22 protein-coding genes and 2 pseudogenes are annotated in these 22,569 nt (G+C 38.5%); 6 read left to right on the forward strand and 18 right to left on the reverse strand.

Features of this window, described 5'->3' with window-relative positions:
• The 4 genes and pseudogenes from CWATDRAFT_RS16190 to CWATDRAFT_RS16205 form a co-directional block, all read right to left on the reverse strand.
• Window positions 1–187 (reverse strand): annotated as a pseudogene (locus CWATDRAFT_RS16190) (hypothetical protein); the annotation flags it as partial.
• A gap of 9 nt (window positions 188–196) precedes the next feature.
• Window positions 197–1,003 (reverse strand): EI24 domain-containing protein, encoded by an 807-nt coding sequence (locus tag CWATDRAFT_RS16195; RefSeq protein ID WP_007306063.1) that lies wholly within the window; start codon window positions 1,001–1,003, stop codon window positions 197–199.
• 168 nt (window positions 1,004–1,171) lie between these two features.
• Window positions 1,172–2,830 (reverse strand): hypothetical protein, encoded by a 1,659-nt coding sequence (locus CWATDRAFT_RS16200; RefSeq protein ID WP_007306062.1) that lies wholly within the window; start codon window positions 2,828–2,830, stop codon window positions 1,172–1,174.
• Window positions 2,815–4,944 (reverse strand): NACHT domain-containing protein, encoded by a 2,130-nt coding sequence (locus CWATDRAFT_RS16205; RefSeq protein WP_198138990.1) that lies wholly within the window; start codon window positions 4,942–4,944, stop codon window positions 2,815–2,817. The genes CWATDRAFT_RS16200 and CWATDRAFT_RS16205 overlap by 16 nt, the downstream gene beginning before the upstream one ends.
• 339 nt (window positions 4,945–5,283) lie before the next feature.
• On the opposite strand from CWATDRAFT_RS16205, the gene CWATDRAFT_RS16210 reads away from it, so the two are divergent.
• On the forward strand, window positions 5,284–5,505 hold the full coding sequence (locus CWATDRAFT_RS16210; RefSeq protein WP_007306037.1) for a Calvin cycle protein CP12: 222 nt from the start codon (window positions 5,284–5,286) through the stop codon (window positions 5,503–5,505).
• A gap of 34 nt (window positions 5,506–5,539) precedes the next feature.
• On the opposite strand, the gene CWATDRAFT_RS16215 is transcribed toward CWATDRAFT_RS16210, so the two are convergent.
• The 12 genes from CWATDRAFT_RS16215 to CWATDRAFT_RS42135 form a co-directional block, all read right to left on the reverse strand.
• On the reverse strand, window positions 5,540–6,451 hold the full coding sequence (locus tag CWATDRAFT_RS16215) for a lipid kinase (RefSeq protein WP_007306060.1): 912 nt from the start codon (window positions 6,449–6,451) through the stop codon (window positions 5,540–5,542).
• A gap of 62 nt (window positions 6,452–6,513) precedes the next feature.
• A complete protein-coding gene (larE, locus tag CWATDRAFT_RS16220) occupies window positions 6,514–7,344 on the reverse strand; it encodes an ATP-dependent sacrificial sulfur transferase LarE (RefSeq protein ID WP_007306059.1) in 831 nt (276 codons plus the stop codon).
• A 39-nt stretch (window positions 7,345–7,383) separates the two neighbouring features.
• Complete coding sequence (locus CWATDRAFT_RS16225; RefSeq protein ID WP_007306058.1) at window positions 7,384–8,721, reverse strand: sensor histidine kinase; 1,338 nt, start codon at window positions 8,719–8,721, stop codon at window positions 7,384–7,386.
• Between the two features lie 257 nt (window positions 8,722–8,978).
• On the reverse strand, window positions 8,979–9,425 hold the full coding sequence (locus tag CWATDRAFT_RS16230) for an EfeM/EfeO family lipoprotein (RefSeq protein WP_007306057.1): 447 nt from the start codon (window positions 9,423–9,425) through the stop codon (window positions 8,979–8,981).
• Entirely contained in the window at window positions 9,412–9,630 is a 219-nt protein-coding gene (locus CWATDRAFT_RS39955) for a hypothetical protein (protein ID WP_050018360.1), read from the reverse strand. The genes CWATDRAFT_RS16230 and CWATDRAFT_RS39955 overlap by 14 nt, the downstream gene beginning before the upstream one ends.
• 86 nt (window positions 9,631–9,716) lie before the next feature.
• Window positions 9,717–9,965, reverse strand: a complete 249-nt coding sequence (locus CWATDRAFT_RS16235) for a FeoA family protein (protein ID WP_007306056.1) — start codon at window positions 9,963–9,965, stop codon at window positions 9,717–9,719.
• 128 nt (window positions 9,966–10,093) lie between these two features.
• Window positions 10,094–11,854 (reverse strand): iron uptake porin, encoded by a 1,761-nt coding sequence (locus CWATDRAFT_RS16240; protein ID WP_007306055.1) that lies wholly within the window; start codon window positions 11,852–11,854, stop codon window positions 10,094–10,096.
• Between the two features lie 96 nt (window positions 11,855–11,950).
• Window positions 11,951–12,511, reverse strand: a complete 561-nt coding sequence (locus tag CWATDRAFT_RS16245) for an extracellular solute-binding protein (RefSeq protein ID WP_007306054.1) — start codon at window positions 12,509–12,511, stop codon at window positions 11,951–11,953.
• A gap of 230 nt (window positions 12,512–12,741) precedes the next feature.
• Window positions 12,742–13,041 (reverse strand): hypothetical protein, encoded by a 300-nt coding sequence (locus CWATDRAFT_RS16250; protein WP_007306053.1) that lies wholly within the window; start codon window positions 13,039–13,041, stop codon window positions 12,742–12,744.
• A gap of 63 nt (window positions 13,042–13,104) precedes the next feature.
• Entirely contained in the window at window positions 13,105–13,755 is a 651-nt protein-coding gene (gene upp, locus CWATDRAFT_RS16255) for a uracil phosphoribosyltransferase (protein ID WP_007306052.1), read from the reverse strand.
• A 67-nt stretch (window positions 13,756–13,822) separates the two neighbouring features.
• Complete coding sequence (locus tag CWATDRAFT_RS16260) at window positions 13,823–15,106, reverse strand: tetratricopeptide repeat protein (RefSeq protein ID WP_007306051.1); 1,284 nt, start codon at window positions 15,104–15,106, stop codon at window positions 13,823–13,825.
• A gap of 253 nt (window positions 15,107–15,359) precedes the next feature.
• Window positions 15,360–15,638 (reverse strand): hypothetical protein, encoded by a 279-nt coding sequence (locus CWATDRAFT_RS42135; protein WP_007311241.1) that lies wholly within the window; start codon window positions 15,636–15,638, stop codon window positions 15,360–15,362.
• Between the two features lie 58 nt (window positions 15,639–15,696).
• On the opposite strand from CWATDRAFT_RS42135, the pseudogene ltrA reads away from it, so the two are divergent.
• The 3 genes and pseudogenes from ltrA to CWATDRAFT_RS16280 all read left to right on the forward strand — a co-directional run.
• Window positions 15,697–17,264, forward strand: a pseudogene (ltrA, locus tag CWATDRAFT_RS16275) (group II intron reverse transcriptase/maturase); the annotation flags it as partial.
• A gap of 194 nt (window positions 17,265–17,458) precedes the next feature.
• Window positions 17,459–17,614 carry a hypothetical protein gene (locus tag CWATDRAFT_RS37315; RefSeq protein WP_021833987.1) on the forward strand — a complete coding sequence of 52 codons (156 nt, stop codon included), beginning with the start codon at window positions 17,459–17,461 and terminating at the stop codon, window positions 17,612–17,614.
• Window positions 17,615–17,729: 115 nt separating this feature from the next.
• Entirely contained in the window at window positions 17,730–18,989 is a 1,260-nt protein-coding gene (locus CWATDRAFT_RS16280) for a dihydroorotase (RefSeq protein ID WP_007306039.1), read from the forward strand.
• A 121-nt stretch (window positions 18,990–19,110) separates the two neighbouring features.
• Here CWATDRAFT_RS16280 and CWATDRAFT_RS16285 read toward each other — a convergent pair whose 3' ends face one another.
• Window positions 19,111–20,610 (reverse strand): site-2 protease family protein, encoded by a 1,500-nt coding sequence (locus tag CWATDRAFT_RS16285; protein WP_007306049.1) that lies wholly within the window; start codon window positions 20,608–20,610, stop codon window positions 19,111–19,113.
• 112 nt (window positions 20,611–20,722) lie between these two features.
• On the opposite strand from CWATDRAFT_RS16285, the gene CWATDRAFT_RS16290 reads away from it, so the two are divergent.
• Both CWATDRAFT_RS16290 and CWATDRAFT_RS16295 read left to right on the forward strand, forming a co-directional pair.
• The gene (locus CWATDRAFT_RS16290; RefSeq protein ID WP_007306040.1) at window positions 20,723–21,373 is read left to right on the forward strand and encodes an MBL fold metallo-hydrolase; all 651 of its coding nucleotides are present in this window, start codon (window positions 20,723–20,725) and stop codon (window positions 21,371–21,373) included.
• Window positions 21,374–21,488: 115 nt separating this feature from the next.
• Window positions 21,489–21,860 (forward strand): hypothetical protein, encoded by a 372-nt coding sequence (locus CWATDRAFT_RS16295; protein WP_007306041.1) that lies wholly within the window; start codon window positions 21,489–21,491, stop codon window positions 21,858–21,860.
• Between the two features lie 368 nt (window positions 21,861–22,228).
• Here the strand turns inward: CWATDRAFT_RS16295 and CWATDRAFT_RS16300 are convergent, their stop codons facing one another.
• Window positions 22,229–22,462 carry a ferredoxin-thioredoxin reductase variable chain gene (locus tag CWATDRAFT_RS16300; protein WP_007311248.1) on the reverse strand — a complete coding sequence of 78 codons (234 nt, stop codon included), beginning with the start codon at window positions 22,460–22,462 and terminating at the stop codon, window positions 22,229–22,231.
• Between the last annotated feature and the right edge of the window lie 107 nt (window positions 22,463–22,569).

A 22,569-nucleotide genomic window follows, 5' to 3' on the forward strand; every position in this document is an offset into this window, starting at 1 on the left:
AATTATGACTATCTTTATCGATGGGACTCCACATCAAATTTTTTTCACTTTTTTGGTGTAAAAATTCCGTGATTTCTTCAAAGGTTGCCAAAGAATCAATAAGATCGGGGGCAATTTTTTCACGTATTTTTGTGTTGAATTTAATCATGGTTTGTCGTTTTTCTCCTTCTAAATGAGATACCCCCAACCCCCCTTACTAAGGGGGGCAAGGGAGGATGCGATCGCAGACAAATAAAGTGCCACTTCCCACACAAAAAGGAATAGTAATCAAGTTAATAAAAGGAACACTAATTAACAGTAAACAAATAGCAGCAAACCCTGCACTTGCTGGAAAAGTTTTCCAGACAAGAGCAACTTTTTTTCTAAACTTTAGTCTTCTTCTTTCCAATGCAGCATCAAAAAAGTCTAAACAAATAAGATTTCCTGTCACCGTTAAACCTCCCACAGTAGAAATAATAGCCCCAATTACAGGAAGAAAACTCAAGAAAAAGATTAGGATCCCACAGGATAACATTAACACAATTTTTTTCAGTTCAAATAAAATAGCGCGCCAAATATCTCGAACAATTCCCACTTCTATAATTTCTATATTATCTGTCTTAATTTTCTCTATTTTCTCCGATAAACTCCCATACCAGGGTGCAGCTAATAATACCCCAAATTGCACCAAAATAAAACCTGTTAAAATTAATAACAATACACTCAAAATAATTCTAATTAACCAGGCTAAAAATATTACCAGATAATCTAAACCATTCAACCAACTAGGAAGATCAGCTAATAATAGATCAAGACGGTTAAGCAGACTATCTGTTAAGAGTTCAGTAATTTCCCAACCGAAGAAAAATAAACCAATATAGAGAAAAATCCCAACAACAATATTAACTAAAATAGGAACAATAATATAAGATAATAGACTAGGATTAGATACAAAAAGTCCTAATAAACGGAAAGGGTAACTCATTCCTGAAAAAAAACCAAAACCTGTGATAATTTGTAACATAATTATTCTTCATTTTATTTCACAGGGACATTCTTTATTTTACCATTGATTACAGTAGGGTGGGTTAGAGGGCTATAATGCACGGTTATCACAGTAATATAACAATCCGTCGTAACCCACCATTTTAGTTGAAATAATCTACTACCTAATATTTAGTTTATTCTACCACTAATTGAAAGCATCACCATCATCTTTAACGGAATCTAAAATACCTTTAAAGGGGTTTCTTGCTTCATAATCAAGTTTTTGTCCCCATTGCCATAAAACGGTACAGACTCCTAAAATACCTATCCAAATAATAGTAATTTGTTGCCAGTTTAAACCAAACCAATCATAAAAAGCATAAGAAGAATAACCTAAGACAATAGGAAAAGTGCAGAAGAAAGGAAAAGCCAAAATTGCCAGATAGCGACTCTTATCTATTTTATCCTTTGCTCGATACCAAGCTCCTAAACCCACCCCTACTATTCCTCCTATTGCTATGGCTATCCATGTCCCTAATACCGTTTTGATTAATACAATATCTGCTGGTAAATTAAGCACTCTTTGTATAAAGAATGATAAAATTGTTCCAACTATTCCCCCAATTATTCCTCCAAATATAATAATTACTGCTAACTCTCTAATAACTATGTCTTGAGGTTTTTCGGTTTTTTCAGTGCTTTTTGCGCCAGAGCTAACTATCGTTGCTATAACTCCTGCTATTACTAATACTGTTACCCCTAAAATCAATAATTCCAATATTCTTATTTTTAGGATAGTTCCTGTCAACATCAGTATAATAATTATTGACAGAAAATTAACGTAAAGTAGTCTTAATGAATCAGAACCTTCTACAGCAACATTATAAAGATTATTAATATTTATATCAGAAGAATCATAAATTAATAAGGAGCGGAATTCTTCTAAAAATGTTATTATCCCCAATAGACTAAAAGTGATAAGAAATTCGGGGTCTAATATTTCTGTAAAACCTTGCAATAAAATTACCCAAAAATACCAAATTAATAAAGATAAAGAAGGAGTAACTATCAAATTTATGATGTTCATGGGATCACGAAACATTATGACAAAGAGTTCTGCCAATGAAATTAAAGAAATAACAAAGCTAATTACTAAAACTATGTAATAATGCCATGATTTTTGAAAATTATAATTAATATCTTTGGCATATAATTTGATCCAATCACGGCGAGTTGGAGTTCGATAATTAATGAGACGATTTAATAGATTTAGCTGTAAACGCTTATTAAGAGAAAATATTTTAAATTGCCAAGTATTAAGACCTTCTGGATCTCCTAAAAGTGTCTTTATCCTCCGTCTGAAAAGTGCTTGTAAGTGAGGAAATCCTCTAGGTTTTACTAGAAGTTCATCAATAAAAAGTCCATCATAATCACGTTCAATATCTACTTTTTTAGGTAGTTTACCTTGCTCAAGAGTTTCAATAGCAGCAATAGGAATAATAATACGAGGATCAACTGGTTTAAAAAATCCAGAAGGGGCATTTTTAATTGATGATACTTTTATTAAATAAGCTAAACGACTGGTAATTATAAACAAAGCAGAGTCAGAATTATTCTCAAAAGGTCGCCAAATATAAGTTAATTCATTTACTGGAGTTTGTTCATTTTTCAATAGATATTGAGACAATTTTTCTTCTACTTCTGGATTTTTTAATAATACACCTAAATGCCAAGCAACATAAATTGCAAAATCTTCATCTTCATGCCATAAAAAAGGCACTAATTTAACAGCAGCATCAGGGGTTCCAATGCGGTAAATATCATCGATCGCTAATTTTCTTGTTGATTTTATTGGTTTGTCCATTTTTCTAACTCCTCTAGTGCTACATCTCCCATATCCACTAATAAATCACTAATAAAATTAAGACTATTATAATGCTTTCCTAATGCTCTTGCAGCTTTCGGTAAATTGGTTTTTGATAATATTTTTGCTGCTGCTTCTCGCTTTGATAATGGTTCATTTTCATTGTTTAAAATATTAGTTAAAAAGCTAAATAAGGCTTCACCCCTTGGACGAACATCGGCTGCAACCACTGCAAATGCTTTATGAGAGGCTTCATTCTCTAAATTTGACTTTAAACTCTCCAGAATCTCTTTTTCTACCTCTGGTTGGATTTTAGCAGCATCAGCTAAACATTCAAATCCTGTTAATTGATCTTTCTCATAAATTTCTTTAATAACATCAGTGCTATCATTAACTAAACCGCACCATAATTTAACAATTTCCCGCCAACTATCGGGATCAACTTGAAAGCGACTTATTAGAGTTTCTCCTTCTTCTCGCATGGCCAAAGCGGTGAAATATTCTTGTAAAGTTAAATGAGAAAACATATAATTTTCTCCCCCATCTAGTTTCTGTAACATTCCACTTCTTTCCACAATTTCATCAATAATAGGAAGAATATCATTATCTGTGCGACTTAAGCTAGAGAGTTCTTTCTTCACTTCTTCTCGAACGTTTTTCAACGATAAACTTTTCCTATCTTTACCTAATTTATCGGGGTTATTTTGAGCATATAATGCTAACCGTTGCAAAATACTTTTTTTCTCAGATAATCGATAGTTATTATATTGTTGTAAATAAGGTCTTTCCATATCTCTTAACTCTAATAAGCGATCTGTTACTTTATTATAAAATTCTAGACGAGAATGGGGTAATACAAAAGTAGAATCTATGTAAAGAGAAGCAATTAATGTTAAAATTAATGGGTTTCTTGCCATTTGTAAAATTTGGGGACGTTCTCGCAAAGAAGCAATTAATTGTTCCCTGGAATGATCAGGGGTAAATGATTCTTTCCATGCTCTTAGAAAGCGTCTAATTTGCTCATCATCAAAGTCAACTAAGGTTAAAGTTTGATCAACATTATACTTAAATTGTTCTTGATAAACTGCAACACGACAAGTAATAATCACTCGACATTGATCATATTTTTTCAAAAAATCTTGAATTATTTGTACAACATGAGAATGCTCTTTACTTGCTACTTCATCCAATCCGTCCAATAATAACATCAATTTCCCATTATTTAACTGTTGTTCAACAAAATTATCTGCTTTGGGAAAGTTTCTACGTTCAAATGCTTTAACAATAGCATTTTGTAGTTTTTTAATTGTTAATTCACTATCACTGACTCGATATAATTCTAGAATAATCGGAATAGGTTTATCTGTTAAATAATTAAATCCACCTTCAGCATAATTCAAACTCAAATATTTACATAATAATGTTTTGCCTGAGCCGGGTTCTCCTGTAATCATCAAACGACGATGAGATTGAATGATACTTTTAATATTCAGTAATTCTCTATCCGATGAATTCGCTATTTTTAAAGGTACATAAATATCCTTCATCGGTAGCTTTAACTGATTTCCTGTAAAAATAATTGGTAATAATTGATGATCTTCAATCAGTTTTTTATTATAACGTTTGAGAGCAGTTCCTAACAAGAAAATACTTCCTGCAAATTGTTGATAAATCGCTTCCCAAAGTTTTCCTAATTTTTTACTCGCAGGTTCAATTAAATTCTTTTCAAAAAATCTACCTAAAACAGCACCTATAAATAATAATAAGATGGTGATTATAGCCAAAAAGTAAGGAAATTTATGAGATTCATAATTTAAATCATAAATGGTCAAAATTTTATTATTAGTATAACAATTATATTTTTTATTTTCCTCTCCGAATAAATTATTCAAATCTTCAATATTTCTACGACTTCCCTCTAAATTTTGTAGATTAAATCTATCAGACTCTGCGTCACTTTTGGCTCTTTCCTGAATGTCATTGGTTAAAGCTTGACATTCAGGAGAAAGTTGTTGAGAATAACTAAAAAGATGAATATCTAACAATAAAAATAAACTAAGAGATAAGATAAACAATTTCAGAAAAGTTATATTTTTGTATTTCATCTTCTTCATAAATATTCTATTTTTAAATAAGGTAATAGGAATGTGTAGCACCTTGCTCACTATAGCACTACGCATTATACTGCTTGACCTTAACAGAGATTCCTCGTACCTCACCAATGACAATATATAAATATATAGCACTAGGGATTATGGTGTTTGAGGTTAAAGAGATTTCTCGTACCTCACCAATGACAGCTAAAGATGCTAACTAGAAGAAACTCATTTTTATACTTCTATAACAATTTACCAATTCACCCAACTGGGTGAACCAGTTGACCGAGGTAACATCAAGATTGTCCACGTTAACGTAAAGGTAAGTTAATTGAATTGGTGTGAACAAGAAAGATTATGACTACTATCAGCGTTGGACTCCAAGAACGTATAGACGAAGCACTCAAAGAAGCTCGTAAACTCTCTTCTCAAGGCAACACGACACAAGCAGCCGAAGCATGGGACGAAGTAGAAGAACTGTTTGCAGAAGCATCTCATCAACAAAACCACCGTACAAACTTTCAACAATATTGTCAAGAACACCCCGAAGCAGACGAATGCAGAATTTATGATGTTTAATTTTTGAACAATCCTCAATTATTGACTAATAGCCCTATTTAGGGCGTTTTTTCTCTTCTAACTGAAATAAGGAATTTCTCGGCACAAAAACCCCTAAACTTTGAGGAATCACCCGAAAAATAGCAGGGGTTGCTGTGATAATCTCCCCATCTGTGTTAATCTCTTGCTTCTTACGAGTACGAATTTCTATATGTTCCCCTTCTAAGGTTCTTACCCAAGCTAAATTACCATGTTGTCCTTGGGGAAGTCGCCATAAAAGGGGAAACAGTTGCCACCAAGATTTTAATTCTAAACTATATAAATCCAATCTTTGGTCATCAATGGTTGCATCTTCGGCCACTGCCATTCCTCCCCCATAAAACCGTCCATTTCCTACAGCGATCTGAACAGTTTTCACCTTAATTTTTTCCCCATTGATCATGATATGGGCGCGAAAAGAACGGGTTTGACTAATCACTTGTAAAGCAGTGAAAGCATAAGCCAAAATACCCCAACGACGCTTAGCCCCTTTGGATAATTTTTCGGTGATCCTCACACTCAATCCCAAACTGGCCACATTAAAAAAGTGTTTGCCATTAACCCAACCGAGATCAATATATTTTATGTGTCCCTCTGCAATTACCTGACAGGCTTGAGGAATATTCACAGGAATATTTAGGGTACGGGCGAGATCATTGGCGGTTCCTAAAGGTAAAATCCCTAACGGGAGGTTCATATCCATTAAACTATCAACCACCCCATTAAGGGTTCCGTCCCCTCCTCCCACAATCACTAGATCCACTTTTCGTCCGTGTTTTTGTATGAGTTGGGGTAAATGTTCAGAGGATTTTATGGGAACAACAATTAACTCAAAACCCAAATCGTTGAGAATATCTACCGCTTGGGCAAAATTTCTTTGTCCTTTGCGAGAGTGACGGTTAACTAGAAGAAGGGCCCTTTTTGTCATGATGGGATTCGTATATCAAATCGCTTTTAGGCAGTGGAGTTGTCAAGACCGATAGTTCCCCATCAGCTTAGCGTGTTAGCAACATTTTTTCCGACGATTTCCTGATTTAACTTCCCACTGCGATACCCTTCTAAATCAAGAGTGACGTAGATAAAGCCTAATTCTTGCAATTTAGCCACCAATTTGTCTAAATCTGTGGTAGCAACAAATTCTTTAATTTTTTCAGGGGCTAACTCGATTCTCGCTGTGTCCCCCTGCGATCGCACCCGTAAGTTATGATAGCCTAAGTTACGCAGGTAAATTTCCGCACGCCCCACCCGTTGCAATTTTTCGATAGTAATCTCTTCACCGTAGGGAAAACGAGAACTTAAACATGGTTGGGCCGGTTTATCCCACCAGGGTAACCCTAACCCTTGGGAAAGTTGACGGACTTCTAATTTTGTAATTCCCACTTCTACTAAAGGCGATCGCGCACCTCTTTCTTTAGCCGCTTGAATACCAGGCCGATAGTCTTGTAAGTCATCAGCGTTAAGCCCATCCACAACGTAGGGATAACCTCGTTTTAGAGCCAAGGGTTTGAGGGTATCGTGGAGTTCGCTTTTGCAGAAATAACAACGGTTGACGGGATTAGAGGTATAGTTAGGATTATCCATTTCATGAGTGTTGACCAACTCATGGGAAATACCAATGGTGGCTGCTTGGATTTTTGCGTCTTCTAATTCTTCCGGGAGTAGGGAAGGAGACACCGCCGTTACCCCTAAGGCGCGATCGCCCAAGACATCATAAGCGACTTTAGCAACTAATGTACTATCAATTCCTCCAGAATAGGCAATCAATGCCCTTTCCATTTGTTTAAATATTGTTTGTAATTGGGTTAATTTATCCGTCAGCATTTTATCTTAAGAAAATCTTTATAAACTCTAACTATTATCTTAGCAAATAGGGTTAGGGTTGGGTTGACTTAATTTAAGGGGTAATTCTAAGGTAAAACAACTCCCTTTACCATATTCTGAGGTTAAGGTAAGCTCCCCTTCATGTAGTTGAGCTAATTTCCTAGATAAAGCTAACCCTAACCCTGTTCCTTTGTGTTGGCGACTCAGTTTACTATGAATTTGTTGGAAGGGTTGAAATAGTTTCTTTTGATCTTCTTCTTTAATGCCAATTCCTGTATCTATAACGCAGAACTTAAGCCAATTGTCAACCTTTTCCACCTGTAAAGTAACTGAACCTTCTTCAGTAAATTTAATGGCATTAGACATCAAATTAATCAGAATTTGTTTTATTTTTCGTTGATCAACCGTACAAAAATCAACTTGCTCACTTACCTTTAAAATTATGTCTATATTTTGTTCATCTGCTTTTGGTTGAATTATGGATATTGTCGCTAAACAAATATCTTCAACAGTAACGTTTTCTAGAAATAATTCTTCTTTATCTGCTTCAATTTTTGAGAGATCCAAAAAGTCATTAACCAAGGCTAATAAATGCTCTCCTGATACCCTAATCCCATTTACATACTCTTTTTGCTTTTCATTTAGGGGTCCGTAAAGTTCTTGTTTTAACATCTTAGATAAACCTAAAATGCCAGCTAGGGTAGTTCTTAATTCGTGACTAACATGGGAAAAATAATCACTTTTGTTATTCTTAGAAGATTTCAGTTGTTTATTCTCTAATTCTATTTTTTTTATTCTCTCTTGGTATTTAATTTGCTGAATAGCTATAGCAATTTGATCAATAATAGTCTCTAAACTATCTATCTCTTCACAATTAAAAATTCTATCCGATTGATCATTCTGTAAGATTAAATAACCAAAAAAGTTATGACTCACATATAGGGGTAAACTCAAGATACAGCAATGCAAATCCTCATTACTTCTTATTTCTTCGCAGTAGGAAACCTTTCGATAGTCGTTAACGATAACGTTTTCTTGACAAAATTGATAAACTTGATGTTCTTTGCTAGAACTGGCTAAGGTAAACCATTGCTGATCGATAAAACTTTCTAACCAACTTCTATCATTACTCCCCCAAGTGCCGTAAATTTGGGAAACCGATGATTGTATCTTTAACAAAACTACATTATCAACCTGGTATGTTTCCCCTATGATTGCTAAAACTTGGGCAATTTTTACTTGAGGATCAATATCAGAGTTTAAAAGACAATAAATCTGCCTAATTAGGTTTTTTGACCAGTTTTGGTGATATATGCTTTTAGGCATTTTTGTCTCTTGCTGGAAAATCTGTGAATCTTGATTGGTCAAGGTATTCATCAGGTTGTTACCCTCTTAAAGGAGTCGGACACATTGGCAGTCAACTACTAAGTAAAAGTACGGGGTATTGTCAAGGGTGTTTTTTTGACATACTCCACTCCCTGAAGTGAGTGGATTCTCCAAACATCACTAGTCTGGATTACTGGCTCATCCAGACCGCTTAACTATCTCCACTCTCGCAGTAGCTAGTCATAGGCGGGGCTGTCCCCAGTCGTTTAGGTGGTTGGCCTCAGTTTTCGGATGCCCGACCATACTGTTTATTGAGAATTTGGGTTTATTTGAACTTTGGTACTTTTATAAGGTTCAAATTGACTATGAATACCAATCCAATTATGTTTGAAAATTAACAGGCTTTGATCGGACCAAGTTTCCTCTTCACTAGATATTTTTTTCGCAGGAACTTCTGTGGCCAAACTCAACATTCCATTAAAATTAAGAGAAGCATTAAAGTTATTAATATCATTCAGCTTTACTCTTAAAGATTTAACACTATCGATCAATTCTTCTCCATAAGGAATGGCTGAAGCTAAGTCCTCATCCCGATATATAAAGGCTTCAATTTTATGAAAACCTTTAAACTCATCGGAGTTTTCCCCATCGTCAAACGAATAAGGACGAGCATCAATATCTGAGTCTTCTTGTTCAAAACTCCTTGCATAAACTTCGATTTCTTCGTAGGGAGGACGGGCGTTAACATAAGCCATTTTCGCCTTGGATAAATCCCCCGTTTTTAGGGCAGATAATTAAGTCTTCTACTAGGGGAAGTTGCTCATCAACTCGTTCACGAAAATAATCGACTCCAGCGATTACTTGAGGATGATAATCAGGGGTTTGAGCCGTTAAATATCCGGCACACAACAAGGAGCAGGTTACTAATGCTATAATCAGAAAACGTAGGTTGTTTTTCATAAATATTTACTCCCAATATAATAGTTTTATAGCATTATAAAATAGTAAAGATATTTAAGGTAAAAATTTAAGATGTTTTTAAAAATCTAGTCAACTTCTTCCACACACAAAGCATCAGCTTCGGGTTTACTTAATCGTATTAAATTTTCTTCAACTTCTAAGAGAATTGGCCAATTTTTTGAAGCTTGGCGAATTAGGATAAACTGTGTTCCTGGTGTTAATCCCATAGACAATAGTTTACCTTGATAACCTTTGAAAACCTTGTCATATCCTACGATATAACCTATGGACCCAATTGGTAGTTCTCTTAAATAAGTTTTGACAATTTGTTGCATTGTTTTCCTTGAAAAAGTGTTGGATTTTTTTGTGTAGGGATAATTAGTTAATTATCCCTAACGAGGAGATTTATTAAGATACTTTCTGATATTAACTAGAATTCATCATTAACTCCTCTCCTAATGGTTTAAAAGGTAAATGTTGTACGAATTGTCCCGATAACTAAAGCATCGTTCCTGTCATCAAATTCAGGTTCTGTGATGACGATAATGCCAGGAGTAATCGCGATATTATCGTTAAGAGGGTATTCGTAGATCGCCTCAATATGAAAAGAACTATGTTCATCGGTTCTTCTAAAATTGTCGGGTAAGTTAATATTCGCGTCAGAAACCCAAGGTTCCATCCCGATAATAATAGCCCCGGTATCTCCTTCTTTAAAAGCATCAGGAAAAGCTAAAGTAACGGCCCAATTCCAAATATCTAATTGACCCCTTTGGATAACATCATCATCGGGACCGATATCGATCGCACCGAGGGTTCTGGTAGTTGTAAAACCGCCCCAACCACCGATGACAAACTTATCCCAAACACGCCAAGTAAATTCTCCCCCGTAGGAATTATTGACCGTATTAACAGAGGCTTCAAAATCTTCAAATTCTTCTTCGATAAAGGTTTGAAAATTAGAACGACGAGTACCAGTTCCGGAGTCGAGATTATTGTAACCATGAACATAGGTAAAGGCTACTTTAAAGTTGTCACTGGGTTCGTAGGCAAACTGTCCAATCAACCCATAGGGCCCATTAAACATACCTGCACCCAAGGCCGGATCATTACCATCGGTGGCTAAATAACCCCCACTCCATTCAAATACCTCGAAAAGACGACCTTGGAAGCCAATACCAGGGCCTTCACCCATATAATAAAGAGGATTACGACTACCAAAGGAAGAAATCGCCCCGGAAGCTCCGTCCCCGTCGAGGAAGTTGACAGTGGGAACAAAGTCATCAAAAGCTCCACCCACCGGTTCAATGAACATTCTCACGTTTTCGGCGAGATCAAACTCGTAAATAATCAGTTCGATGGCCAGATCGCTATCATCCGGTTGGGAAAAGCCTAATTCCCCTTCAAAAGTACCTGTGATGTCAGAATAGGCGGGTACAGTCCCTGTTGCGAGACGGGTATAGAGTAAGTCATTGCCATCAAAGGTGGTATTGAGTTCTAACCGTCCCCTGTAACCAAAGTTATTCACCTTGTTGATCTCTTCGGTTCCTCCGTTTTTATCCCCACTGGCGATGCCAGTCAAACCAACCACAAACTCTCCACTGAGGACGGTGGTGGTGGAAAACTGGTGATCTTCTAGGAAAGCAACTCTTGATTCTAAATTATCCACCCTCGCTTTCAAGGCGATTAATTCTTGTTCAAATTCTTGGGCCAAGCGTTTCAACTTTTCGATATCTTCCCGTAAAACGGCAACATTTTCCTGAATTAACCGTTCTATGGTGTTCATACAGGCATTTAAACCGGCGGCGAACTCGTAACGAGATAAAGCGCGGTTGCCCCGGAAGGTGCGATCGGGATAACCAACAATACACCCATAGCGTTCCACCAGTCCCCGTAAGGCTTCGTAAGCCCATTCTGTGGGGGAAATGTCTTGTAACTCAGATACGCTGGTGACTTGAGACATGGAACTTTGGCGACGACTACCCGAGTTCAAAAAGCCATCCCGAGACTGTCTTAAACGAAGATCCCGATCAATTTTGGGTAACTGAGGCAAGGGAGATGTCTCTCCCTTTTCTAAAGACACAGTGCCTTGACGAGGGAGAAACTGTCCACCAGACTCTCTTAAAGATAAGTTTTGCTCAGGTAAAGCCTGACTGGCAGACGCAGAAGACAGAATCATTTCTAAGACTAGGATTACATTATTAACAGAAACAAAGCGATTCATCATTCAATTCCTCACACTAATCAAAAAGTGATAATTTCTCATTATATTTACTTTCTTTCTATAGGGTGGATCGGCACTGGGATACCAGAAGATATGATCTTATCCTATATTGCCCAACCCTTTCCATTTAGGACCGGCTAAGTCTTCATAAGTGGATAATTCTTCCGGTTTCACCTTATCTTGATTGTACATGATGACCCTTGCCCGTCTGGTGAAACCAAACCAAAGACCATTGGGATCTCGTAAGGATGCAGGAATTCTTTCCTCTAATATAGCCGAACTGGTGGGGGCAAAAATTGCTGCATCTTCAGCCCGCCACAGTCTGGCAACATCCACTGTCATGAATACGTCCGCTTGGGTGTTTTCTCCTTCGCTTTTAATCCGTTCGATTAGTTCATCTGCCTTACCCTCTACCAGGTTAACTTTAATACCAGTTTCTTTGGTAAACCCGTTATGTAGTTCTGTATCGGTGTTGTAGTGACGAGAAGAGTAGAGGTTAACCTTCCCTGTTGTTGGAGTTGCAGGGGGGCTAGAAGGATTATCCGAGGCATTATTATTATTATTGTTATTGTTGCCACAACTGGTCACCAGTTGGCTAACTCCCACAACGGTTACTGCCGTACTACCACTTAAAAATATTCGTCTTGATAATTTATTCACGATAACTAGACTATGGTTAAGATAGATTTTTATTATTCATCTCACGTATTCTAGCACTATTGAAAATTATTATTGATAATCAAATAAAAAGTTTTCCTTAAGGGTAGGTGTAGGTGACTGGGGGACGGGGTGACTGGGGGACGGGGTGACTGGGTGACTGGGTGACGGGGTGACAATATGAAACCCACGATTTTCAGCCGTGGGAGTGTAAGAGTTATTCCGGCAAAATGTTAGTCTGGGATACTTTCTGATTCTAGGGGATGTTTTTCTATGGGAGTTAGTTGTTGACGAACATCATCAATAGCGTGATTGAGTTGAGCGATTTTGTCTTCTAAGCGATTACGAGCCATTTCGATACTTTCTTCAGAGTCCAGTCTTTCTCGTTTATCTGATTGAAATAATGAGGATTCTTGTTCTTCTTCATTATTATCAAGACGAGACGCAACCACCGCTCCGATAATTCCCCCAACAATTCCTCCAACGATTGTTCCGGTTAAAAATCCGCCTGTAAATCCATCTCGTTGACTCATAAGAATTGACCTCAATATTAAGTGATTATGGCTAATTTTCTGGAGATTAATGTTCATTAAATACTAAGTTCCAAAAGAGCGATCTCCGGCATCTCCTAAACCGGGAACAATGTAACCTTTGTCATTAATCCCTTCATCAATAATAGCGGTATAGATGTTCAAATCGGGATAATGTGTATTTAATTGTTGCAGTGCAGGGGGGGCTGCTACCACGGAAATAATGCGGACTAGGCTAATATCAGCCTCCCGTTGGCTAATTTCCTTCATAGCGGTCATAATTGACCCCCCAGTGGCTAACATGGGTTCTAAGACAATAATTTGCGTCTTAGGGGCAAATTTTTGTGGCAATTTGTTGAGATAGCAACTATTTTCCAAAGTTTCCTCATCTCGGGCTAAACCTAGATGATAAATAGAAGCCACTGGAAGCAAGGTTTGGGCCCCATCCAATAAGGAAAGTCCGGCACGTAAAATAGGAATCACGGCAATGGGGACTTCAGGATTGATCAGAGTAGCATTACAAGGGGCCAGAGGACTGTTAACAGTAGTTTCTACAGTAGGAAACCAGTAACGGGTTGCTTCGTAGGTTAACCACCGCCCTAACTCGCTCATAGCGGTTTTAAACAACACTCCAGGGGTGTTGACATCACGGGCCACACCTAACCAATGTTTAATTAGAGGATGATCAGGAACGTAAACTCGAAGTTGAGGAGGCATGACTTTTCCAGTGAACAGTTACCACTTATCCATTGTCCATTGTCCATTGTCCATTGTCCATTGTCCATTACCCTTGGGATAATGCTTGTATACGATTTTGGGCTAATTCAAAGCTAGGCTCGATTTCAAGGGCTTTTTGATAACTTTCTATAGCATCCGATGGCCGCCCCATTAGTTCTAAGGCACTCCCCCGATTGTACCAAGCTTGGTAATAGTTAGGTTGAAGGGTGAGAACTTGATCCCAACAGGCGATGGCCTCTGTCCATTGCTGCAAATTATATAAAACCTGGCCTTTACCGTTGAGGGCTTCTATATCCTGGCTATTAAGGGCTAAGACTCGATCAAAACTAGCGATCGCTTCTTCTAGTTGTCCGATGGTTCCCAAAGCACTGCCTCGGTAATGCCAAGCAAGGGCAAAATTGGGATTGATAGCCAAAGCTTGATCCCAGAGAGCGATCGCAGCTTCTAAGTCCCCCAAGTTAGCTTGTTCAACCCCTTGATTAAAGTAGGTTTCCACGGTTTCTACAGTCTCAGGAGAGGGTTGAGGGGTAGTAGCTGCAGGTTGTTGGGCTTCTACTGTCTCAGGAGAGGGTTGAGAGGTAGTATCTTGCGGTTGTTGGGCTTCTACAGTCTCAGGAGGAAGTTGAGGGGTAGTATCTTGCAGTTGTTGGGCTTCAAAATGACTAATTAAAGCATCTACGAGGGTTTGGGGATCGGTGGAATCAACACCTAATTGTTGAGAGACTTGCTTCGCTAGTTCTGGATCTTGTTGTAATCTGACGGTTAATTCTTCGATGGTTAGGGTTTCGGTTTGGTCCGGTTGAGAAGGAGCAGGAGGAGGATTTTTTTCTAAACTTTCTTCAAGGGTAGGAGTCTTAATTTCTCTTCTTACCACATCCGTAACTCTTGTATCCGGTCCTGCGTATTCCCACACCGCGCTACTTGCTTCTTTACTGTAGAGTTTTCTGCCAATTTCGTAAGCTGTTTTACCGATGGGCTCTATCTTTTGAAAGGACTGAGCTAACTCTCCTAAGCGCATCATTCTCGCTGCCAGTTGTAAGTTAGGGGCAGCTGAAGAGGCCGCTTTTTCTCCAAAACGCTCCAACCAAGCTACCCAGAGTTTGGCTTTGCCTCTTTCTCCCAAATCTTCAAAATATTTGAGAATGCGCCCCTCGTGCCATCCGTGGGCGACTCCATCCAGGAGTTGGCTAAACAAAAATTCATATTCTGTGTCGCTTAGGGGCTGTTGCGAGGCGTTTTTGTCATCTCTTCCTAAAGGAGAAGATGAACCAAATACCTGAGCAAAAAATTGTTGTATCCACTGCCAGAAGCGTTTTAGTAAACCCTGCATACTCAATATTGATAGACTTGGACGGTTGAGAGACAATATTTATTATAATGATCCTCAATTATTCTATCTTAAGTGTTGCCAGAGGACTCCCGTTAAATTTCTCCCGAAAAAAATACCCACAGAAATCTTTAGTCCTGAACTCGCGAAGGATCAGAGGAGACGAATTTTTGCCAACAAAAAAACTGACGGGGGAGTGTCAAATTAATTTGTCAGCAATTGTCAATTCGGATATTTTAGCTCTGAAGTCTAATTTTCAAGCAGTTCCCTGTTTGAATTGACCTTGTTTTTTATATTGTAAAATACTATCTAAGTTATCTAATATTATTAAACAGCGATACTTTCTTAAATAATGTAATATACCCCTTTCCTTAAATTCCTTAGATTGATTGTCACTAAAAAAAGTTTCTAAGTCTTCTAAAAGAAAATTATAAGGAGGTGCGTTATTAAGCGATCGCCAGATTAAATAATCAAAATAATCTTGAATTTGTTTCCCTAATTTAATCCCTAAAACTGTTTTTCCAATTCCTCCCATTCCCAAAATTTGGACAACACGACATTTATCTGTAATGATCCATTGGTTTAATTCTTTTGGAGTTGATGGGAAAAAGGCATTACGCCCTAACCAAAGATTAAAGTTAGCCAAAGAACTAGCTTTAAAAGGGTACAAAGCAAAGGCACTCCGACGGGTTTGGATTCCCAAGCCCGGAAGAGATGAAAAACGTGGACTAGGCATCCCTACCATGAAAGATAGAGCAATGCAAGCTTTGGTTAAATCAGCCCTTGAGCCATACTGGGAAGCCCAATTCGAGGGAACATAGAGATGGTTTTCGTCCAGGCAGAAGCGTGCATGACGCAATTGGCATGATATACACAGCCATCAACAAAAAGGCAAAATATGTCCTTGATGCCGACATAGCTAAATGCTTCGACAAGATTAACCATGATTACCTACTGTCTAAAGTAGATTGTCCATATAACATCAAAAGAATCATTAAACAATGGTTGGAATGCGGTGTAATGGACAACGGCATATTTGAGGAAACTGATGCAGGTACACCTCAAGGCGGTGTAATAAGCCCACTATTGGCTAACATTGCACTACATGGAATGATTAACGACATAGAAAACCACTTCCCTCGCAAAAAACGCAGGGAAGATGGTAGTCTAAATGAGGGTTATAAACCTAGAATCATTCGCTATGCCGATGATTTCGTAGTTCTCCACGAAGACTACGACATTATTCTACAATGTAAAAAACTGATTGCACAATGGTTAGAACAAGTCGGACTGGAACTTAAACCAGAAAAGACCTCCATTAGACATACTTTAAAAAGTATCAAACATGATGGAAAAACCATTAACCCAGGTTTTGATTTTCTTGGATTCAATATACGGTCATACCCTGTTGGAAAACACCACTCTGGAAAAACAGGAGGGCGAAATTCCACAATAATTGGATTCAAAACAATAATTAAACCAAGCAAGAAGAAAATACTAGCTCATCATGAGGCAATCAAAGAGGCCATAAAAGCCAATAAGAAAGCCCCACAAGCAGCATTAATCGTCAGATTAAATCCCATAATCCGAGGATGGTGTAATTATTACCGAACTGTAGCAAGTAAGGAAAGATTCTCATCTGAGGACGCAGTAGTATGGAACATGCTTAGAGCCTGGACAGTTAGCAGGAAAAAGAGAAAGACACCATTAATAGATGCCCTCAGAAAATATTTCTCACACGGAAAACACGGAATATGGACGTTCCAAACAAAAGGGGCAGTCCTTTACTATCACGCCGAAACGGAAATTAAGAGACATCAACTGGTCAAGTCTGAATCATCACCCTATGACGGAAACTGGACTTATGGTCGTAAAAGACGGGGTACACATACTGGGACACCAACTAGAGTCGCAAAACTCTTAAAGAAACAAAAAGGTATATGCCCTCAATGTAAGCAACACTTTACACCTGAAGACTTGATAGAAGTTGACCACATTATCCCGAAATCGAAAGGTGGTTTGGATACATACAACAATCTCCAAGCCCTACATCGTCACTGTCATGATGCCAAAAGCAGAAATGATTATCTCTATGATTGGCACTTATAATGGCTATGAACGGAAAGACGACGTATTAACAGTACCCATGACAAGGGACTAATTGCCGAAAGCCGTATGAGGTGAAAGTCTCACGTACGGTTTGGAATAGGAGGAGAGGAAGGCGACTTCCTTTTCGACCCTTAATTTCTTGACTATAGCAAAGCAGAAGGCGACAAAATTGCTATTTTTGGTCATACGGTAGAAGCAACAGTTTCCCATATTGACAGCGATAATAATGGTAGTATTGACTATTCTTTGATTGACTTAATTAGTAATCAAGGGGGTGCAGGGGCCCATGATGGTGATTTAGTTGGCAGTATTGCAGTTTATGGCGATATTGTTAATCAATCCGATTTAACAGTGGATAAGACCGTTTTCTATGGTGCTTATGAGTCTATTTCGGTTGTTTAGACTGTAGTTTGTAGGGTGGGCAACTGTTAATCTAAACCGAATTATAACAATATTCAGAGTTAGGGCTTCCCAATTATGAGAGGATCAATTAAACCCTGCTTCTTGTAATTTTTCTATGACAAGTCCTTCTCTTACGCTACTACGACAAATACAAGTCTTAGATCCTGTGGCCAATAGCACCATGACTAATGATGTGTTATTGGGTTCAAGTCTAATTCAAGCGATAGACTCCCATCTTGATAATATTCCTCCAGACACTAATATTGTGGACGGAAAAGGCTTAATTCTTGCCCCAGGATTGATGGATCTTTATAGTTACAGTGGAGAGCCTGGCCATGAAGACAGAGAAACTCTAGATAGTTTAGCTGCTTCTGCTATTGCTGGAGGATTTACCCGTGTAGCTATTCTCCCCCAAACCCAACCCTCGATTGATAATTTAGCCACTCTTAGCCACTTAAAACAGCGTACAGCGTCTATTTCAGGGGTAAAATTCGATTTTTGGGGAACTTTCACCCATCAAGGCAAAGGCGAACAAATCACAGAATTAGGGGAACTGGCACAAGGGGGTATTATTGGCTTTACAGATAATCAAGGGATTGAAAATTTAGCACTGCTCAGACGAGTCTTAGAATATCTTAAACCCCTGAAAAAACCTTTAGCTCTGGTGGCGGAGTTTCCTTCCCTCAAAGGCAGTGGAGTGATGCGAGAAGGGTATTTTTCCACCACTTACGGACTTACGGGAAACCCTGCTATGACGGAGGGCACAGCAGTAGCAACTATTTTAGAAATGGTGGCCGCTATGGAAACCCCTGTGCATTTAATGCGTATTTCTACCCGTCGTGCGGTGGAATTAATCGCCTGGGGCAAAGCTAGGGGTATTCCCATCACTGCTAGTACCACCTGGATGCACCTCTTATTAGATAGTGAAAATATTGCCAGTTATAATCCTAATTTACGCCTAGATCCCCCTTTGGGCAACCCAGAAGACCGTTTAGCCTTAATCGAAGGCATTTCTCAGGGTATTATTGATGCCATCGCCGTCGATCATCGGGGTTATACTTATGAGGAAAAAACCGTTCCTTTCGCGGAAGCTCCTCCAGGGGCGATCGGATTACAATTAGCATTACCTTTATTGTGGCAAACTTTAGTAGAAACAGAAACTTTGTCCCCCTTACAATTATGGAAAGCTTTAAGTAGTAATCCCAGAAAATGTTTAGGGCAAACTGTCCACCCCGTTAAAGCTGGCCATCCTTCAGAGTTGATTGTTTTTGCCCCTCAAAAAACCTGGACTCCTACTCCATCTACTCTCAAATCTTTGAATTATAACACCCCCTGGTTAGGTCAAGAAATTAAGGGACAAGTAATAGCAATTTAGAACTTAATTTAGTTTAAATCCTATAGCAATTTTGAGAAGTTTAAAGAGATTCCTCGTACCTCGGAATGACAATTATTAACTGTTAACTGTTAACTGTTAATTGTTAATTGTTAACTGTCCATTAAATTCCTAACCATTGACTAATTGCACCGGGTACAGGTAATAAGATTACTATTAATAAGCCTAAACAAAATAGCCCAATAAAATCCCTAATGTCATCTAATTCTGTAACATCATTAAGTGCCGGTTGATCCATAATTGGCATTAACCACAGAAGAATTGCCCAGATTAAAAATTCTGGTCTACTCATGGCTAAAACTAACATGAAAATTCGAGTTAATTGACCGATAACAATGGCAGTTTTTTGGCCAAACATAGCATGAACCATGTGACCCCCATCTAACTGTCCCACTGGCATTAAGTTGAGTGCTGTCACTATTAATCCGATATATCCAGCCACGGCTAAAGGATGAAGATGAAGGGCTTTTCCTGCTACAAAGCTACTGCCTAAAACCAGTTTAACTAAAATAGCAAACAGAAAAGAAAAACGAGGATCAAGGGCTTCGACATTCAGTAAAGAAGCACTTTCAACCGTAGGTAGAGGCACAATGTCTGATAGAGAAATTCCCCATATTAGTAAGGGAATGGTAACAATAAAACCCCCCAAAGGACCGGCAACTGCCACATCAAATAAGGCTTTTCGGTGAGGGACTGGAGCTTTCATTTGAATAAAGGCTCCAAAAGTTCCCAGGAAAAAAGGAATCGGTATAAAATAGGGTAAAGTTGTGGCAATTTTGTAGCGAATAGCAGTAAAATAATGGCTCAATTCGTGAATTCCTAAAATGGTAATCAAGCCTAAACTATAGGGCAGTCCTTTTAATAACAGACTAGGATCTGTATTAAGGGTTTCTTGGGCAACCCCAACAATGGCAACTGTACCAATAATAGTAGTAGTTAATAGGGTGAGCAATAATAATGTTAAAGCAAATACAGGTCGTTTTAATTTTTCTTCGTCACTATTTTTTTCGCTTTCATTTTTTGACCAGGGGTTAGGCACTAAAGCAAAAAAGGGCTTTTCCTGTAATCCTTCTTGAAAGAGAATTAAGAAGTGATCGCCAAATACTTTCTCAATATTTTTCTTAATGGATTTATAGGCTTTTTCTGGGGCGGTGCGGAGTTTTCCTCGACAAAGAATCCCTTGGGGACGATAATCTACATTCTGTAGGTAATAGACTTCCCAAGGAAAACAATCTCGCAAAGACTTCTCTTCTGTGGCTGTAATTGGCCTAATCTTCTCGCTGTCTTGAGGAGGTTGTTCTATGTTTTCTAGTTTTGGCTGTGAGTTTTGAACCGTTTCTTTGGGTTGATCGGAGGAAGAGATTTTTCCCAGTCGAATTAACCAGACATAGAGGGTAAAACCAATCACCAAAGGGATGATGATTATCGGAAGAGGTATCTGTTGATCCTCCCCATTAATTTCATACCAGATCGTCCAGACTACCGCTGGCATCATCATCACTAACCAAATAATCCAGAGGGGTGTGCGAGTAATAGGGGCAACGGTTTTCTGGGCAAGATAGTATGTAAATGCGCCTAAAAGAAATAATAGTAACCAATTCATATTGACAGTTGAACTTGATGTTAAGGATGGTTCTTTCTAGGGATAATTAACCAATTGAGCAATAATACAGCAATAGCCCCATATCTATATTGTAAGCAAGTTGTCCCCAGAAATGAATTTAAACACTATTAAAAGTCCTAAACCCCCTCGTCTATTGTTGGAAGATTTATTTGCTTTTGCCCCCAATCGAGAGATTTTGGGGGGAACTTCCTATTTCATCGGAGAAAAGTCTGGTAACGTCTTGATAGATTGTCCTGTTTATCACCCTGATTATCTTAGCTTTATCAACAAACAAGGTGGGGTAAAGTGGTTGTTTTTAAGCCATCGTGGGGGTATTAGCCCCTCTCTCAAGTCTTGGCAGCAAGCTTTGAATTGTCACGTTATTATCCAAGAACAAGAGGCTTATCTTTTGCCGACGATGACAGTCACTTCTTTTGAGAAGGAAATGGCCATCGCCGAATCTATGACGATTATTTGGACCCCCGGCCATTCTACGGGATCGTCTTGTCTTTATTGGCAACGACACGGGGGCGTATTATTCACGGGACGGCACTTACTACCCGATCGCAAGGGGTTTCCGGTTCCTCTGAAGCTAGATAAAACCTTTCATTGGGGTCGTCAATTACAAAGTGTTGCTCTATTATGCGATCGCTTCTCCCCTGACACTCTTCATTATATTTGTCCTGGGGCTAATACTCGCTTACTAGGAGAGACAGGGTTAATTGATGATGCTTATCAAAGTCTCACTAGGTTCGCTGAATAACTTGATCAAAAAAATCACAATTTTGTTCTTTCTGCTGAAGCTTTGTAATATTTTTTGATAGACTGTAACATATAGAAACACTTTACTCATAAAAGCGTTAGGAGAAAACAAAACAATGGCAGGATTCTTAGGATTGTTTAGTGGTCGTAAAGCAAAATTTGTAGACCAACAAGATAATACCCCAGTTGAACCCCAGAACAAGGAAGCATTTTTCTTGGATAGTGATTCAGCGAAAACTTTAGGTGATACCAAGTTTATGCGTACACCCATCACCATTAAGCGTACTTTTGCTAACGGTGGTGAACTGGTTCAAGAAATTTCTTCCTTAGAGAAGAAAAAAGCCGGAAATGTCAACAATGCTCCGAAGCAAACCGAGCCAACCAGTAGCTCTCAACCAACAAGTTCTGTGAATACGAATACGGAGCGTCGTCAAGCGGACACCAGCATGGATATGTTCCGTAATATGGCTCGTAACATCAAAAAATAGTTATTTTTTGTCTTTTTTGAAAATTAAAGCCTGATTCGGTGAGGGTTAAGTTTCTTACCTAATCAGGTTCAATTTTAAGGTGGTTTGACATACTCCACTGCCTAAAGGCGAGTGGATTCTGATTCAACAATTACTTGTTGAAACCTACTCTCAAATGAGGTTTACTAGGCTGACTGGTACTTACCTTACTAGGTCATACATCCATCTGTTTCCAGACACCCTGCCAATTCAGGGTTAGTCGTCACTTTCTGGGGGACCCCCAGTAGGTAGCTGAATATTGCTACAGTGTAATTCTAACACAATTACGCCTGTTAGGGCGGGGTTTTAGACCCATGATTTTTCGATAAAATATAAACCCCATAAATGTATCAGGCAACGGTTTCAATCACTTCCACTTCATTATCACGAAAATGGGCCCGAAACCGTTTCTCGAACTTGACTAATATAGGTAGGTTAGCACTAACTGGCCTACCTTGCCAGTTGGTGACAATCTCGATTATCTCCCCCTCCATTCCTTTGAGATCAAATGCTTGTTTCTTATGCTGAGGATGATGATAAACAATAACAGATTCCATAACACGAACGCGATCGCCGATTTTCATAGTCATTATTTTTATATAATCCTCCTATTAAGGTGCTTTTGGGGCTAATTCACAACCTTAACCATTCTGACATAGAGTGTCACGAGATCATAGCAGGGGCAAAACTA

It is taken from the genome of Crocosphaera watsonii WH 8501 (assembly GCF_000167195.1).
In the GTDB taxonomy this organism is placed as follows: domain Bacteria; phylum Cyanobacteriota; class Cyanobacteriia; order Cyanobacteriales; family Microcystaceae; genus Crocosphaera; species Crocosphaera watsonii.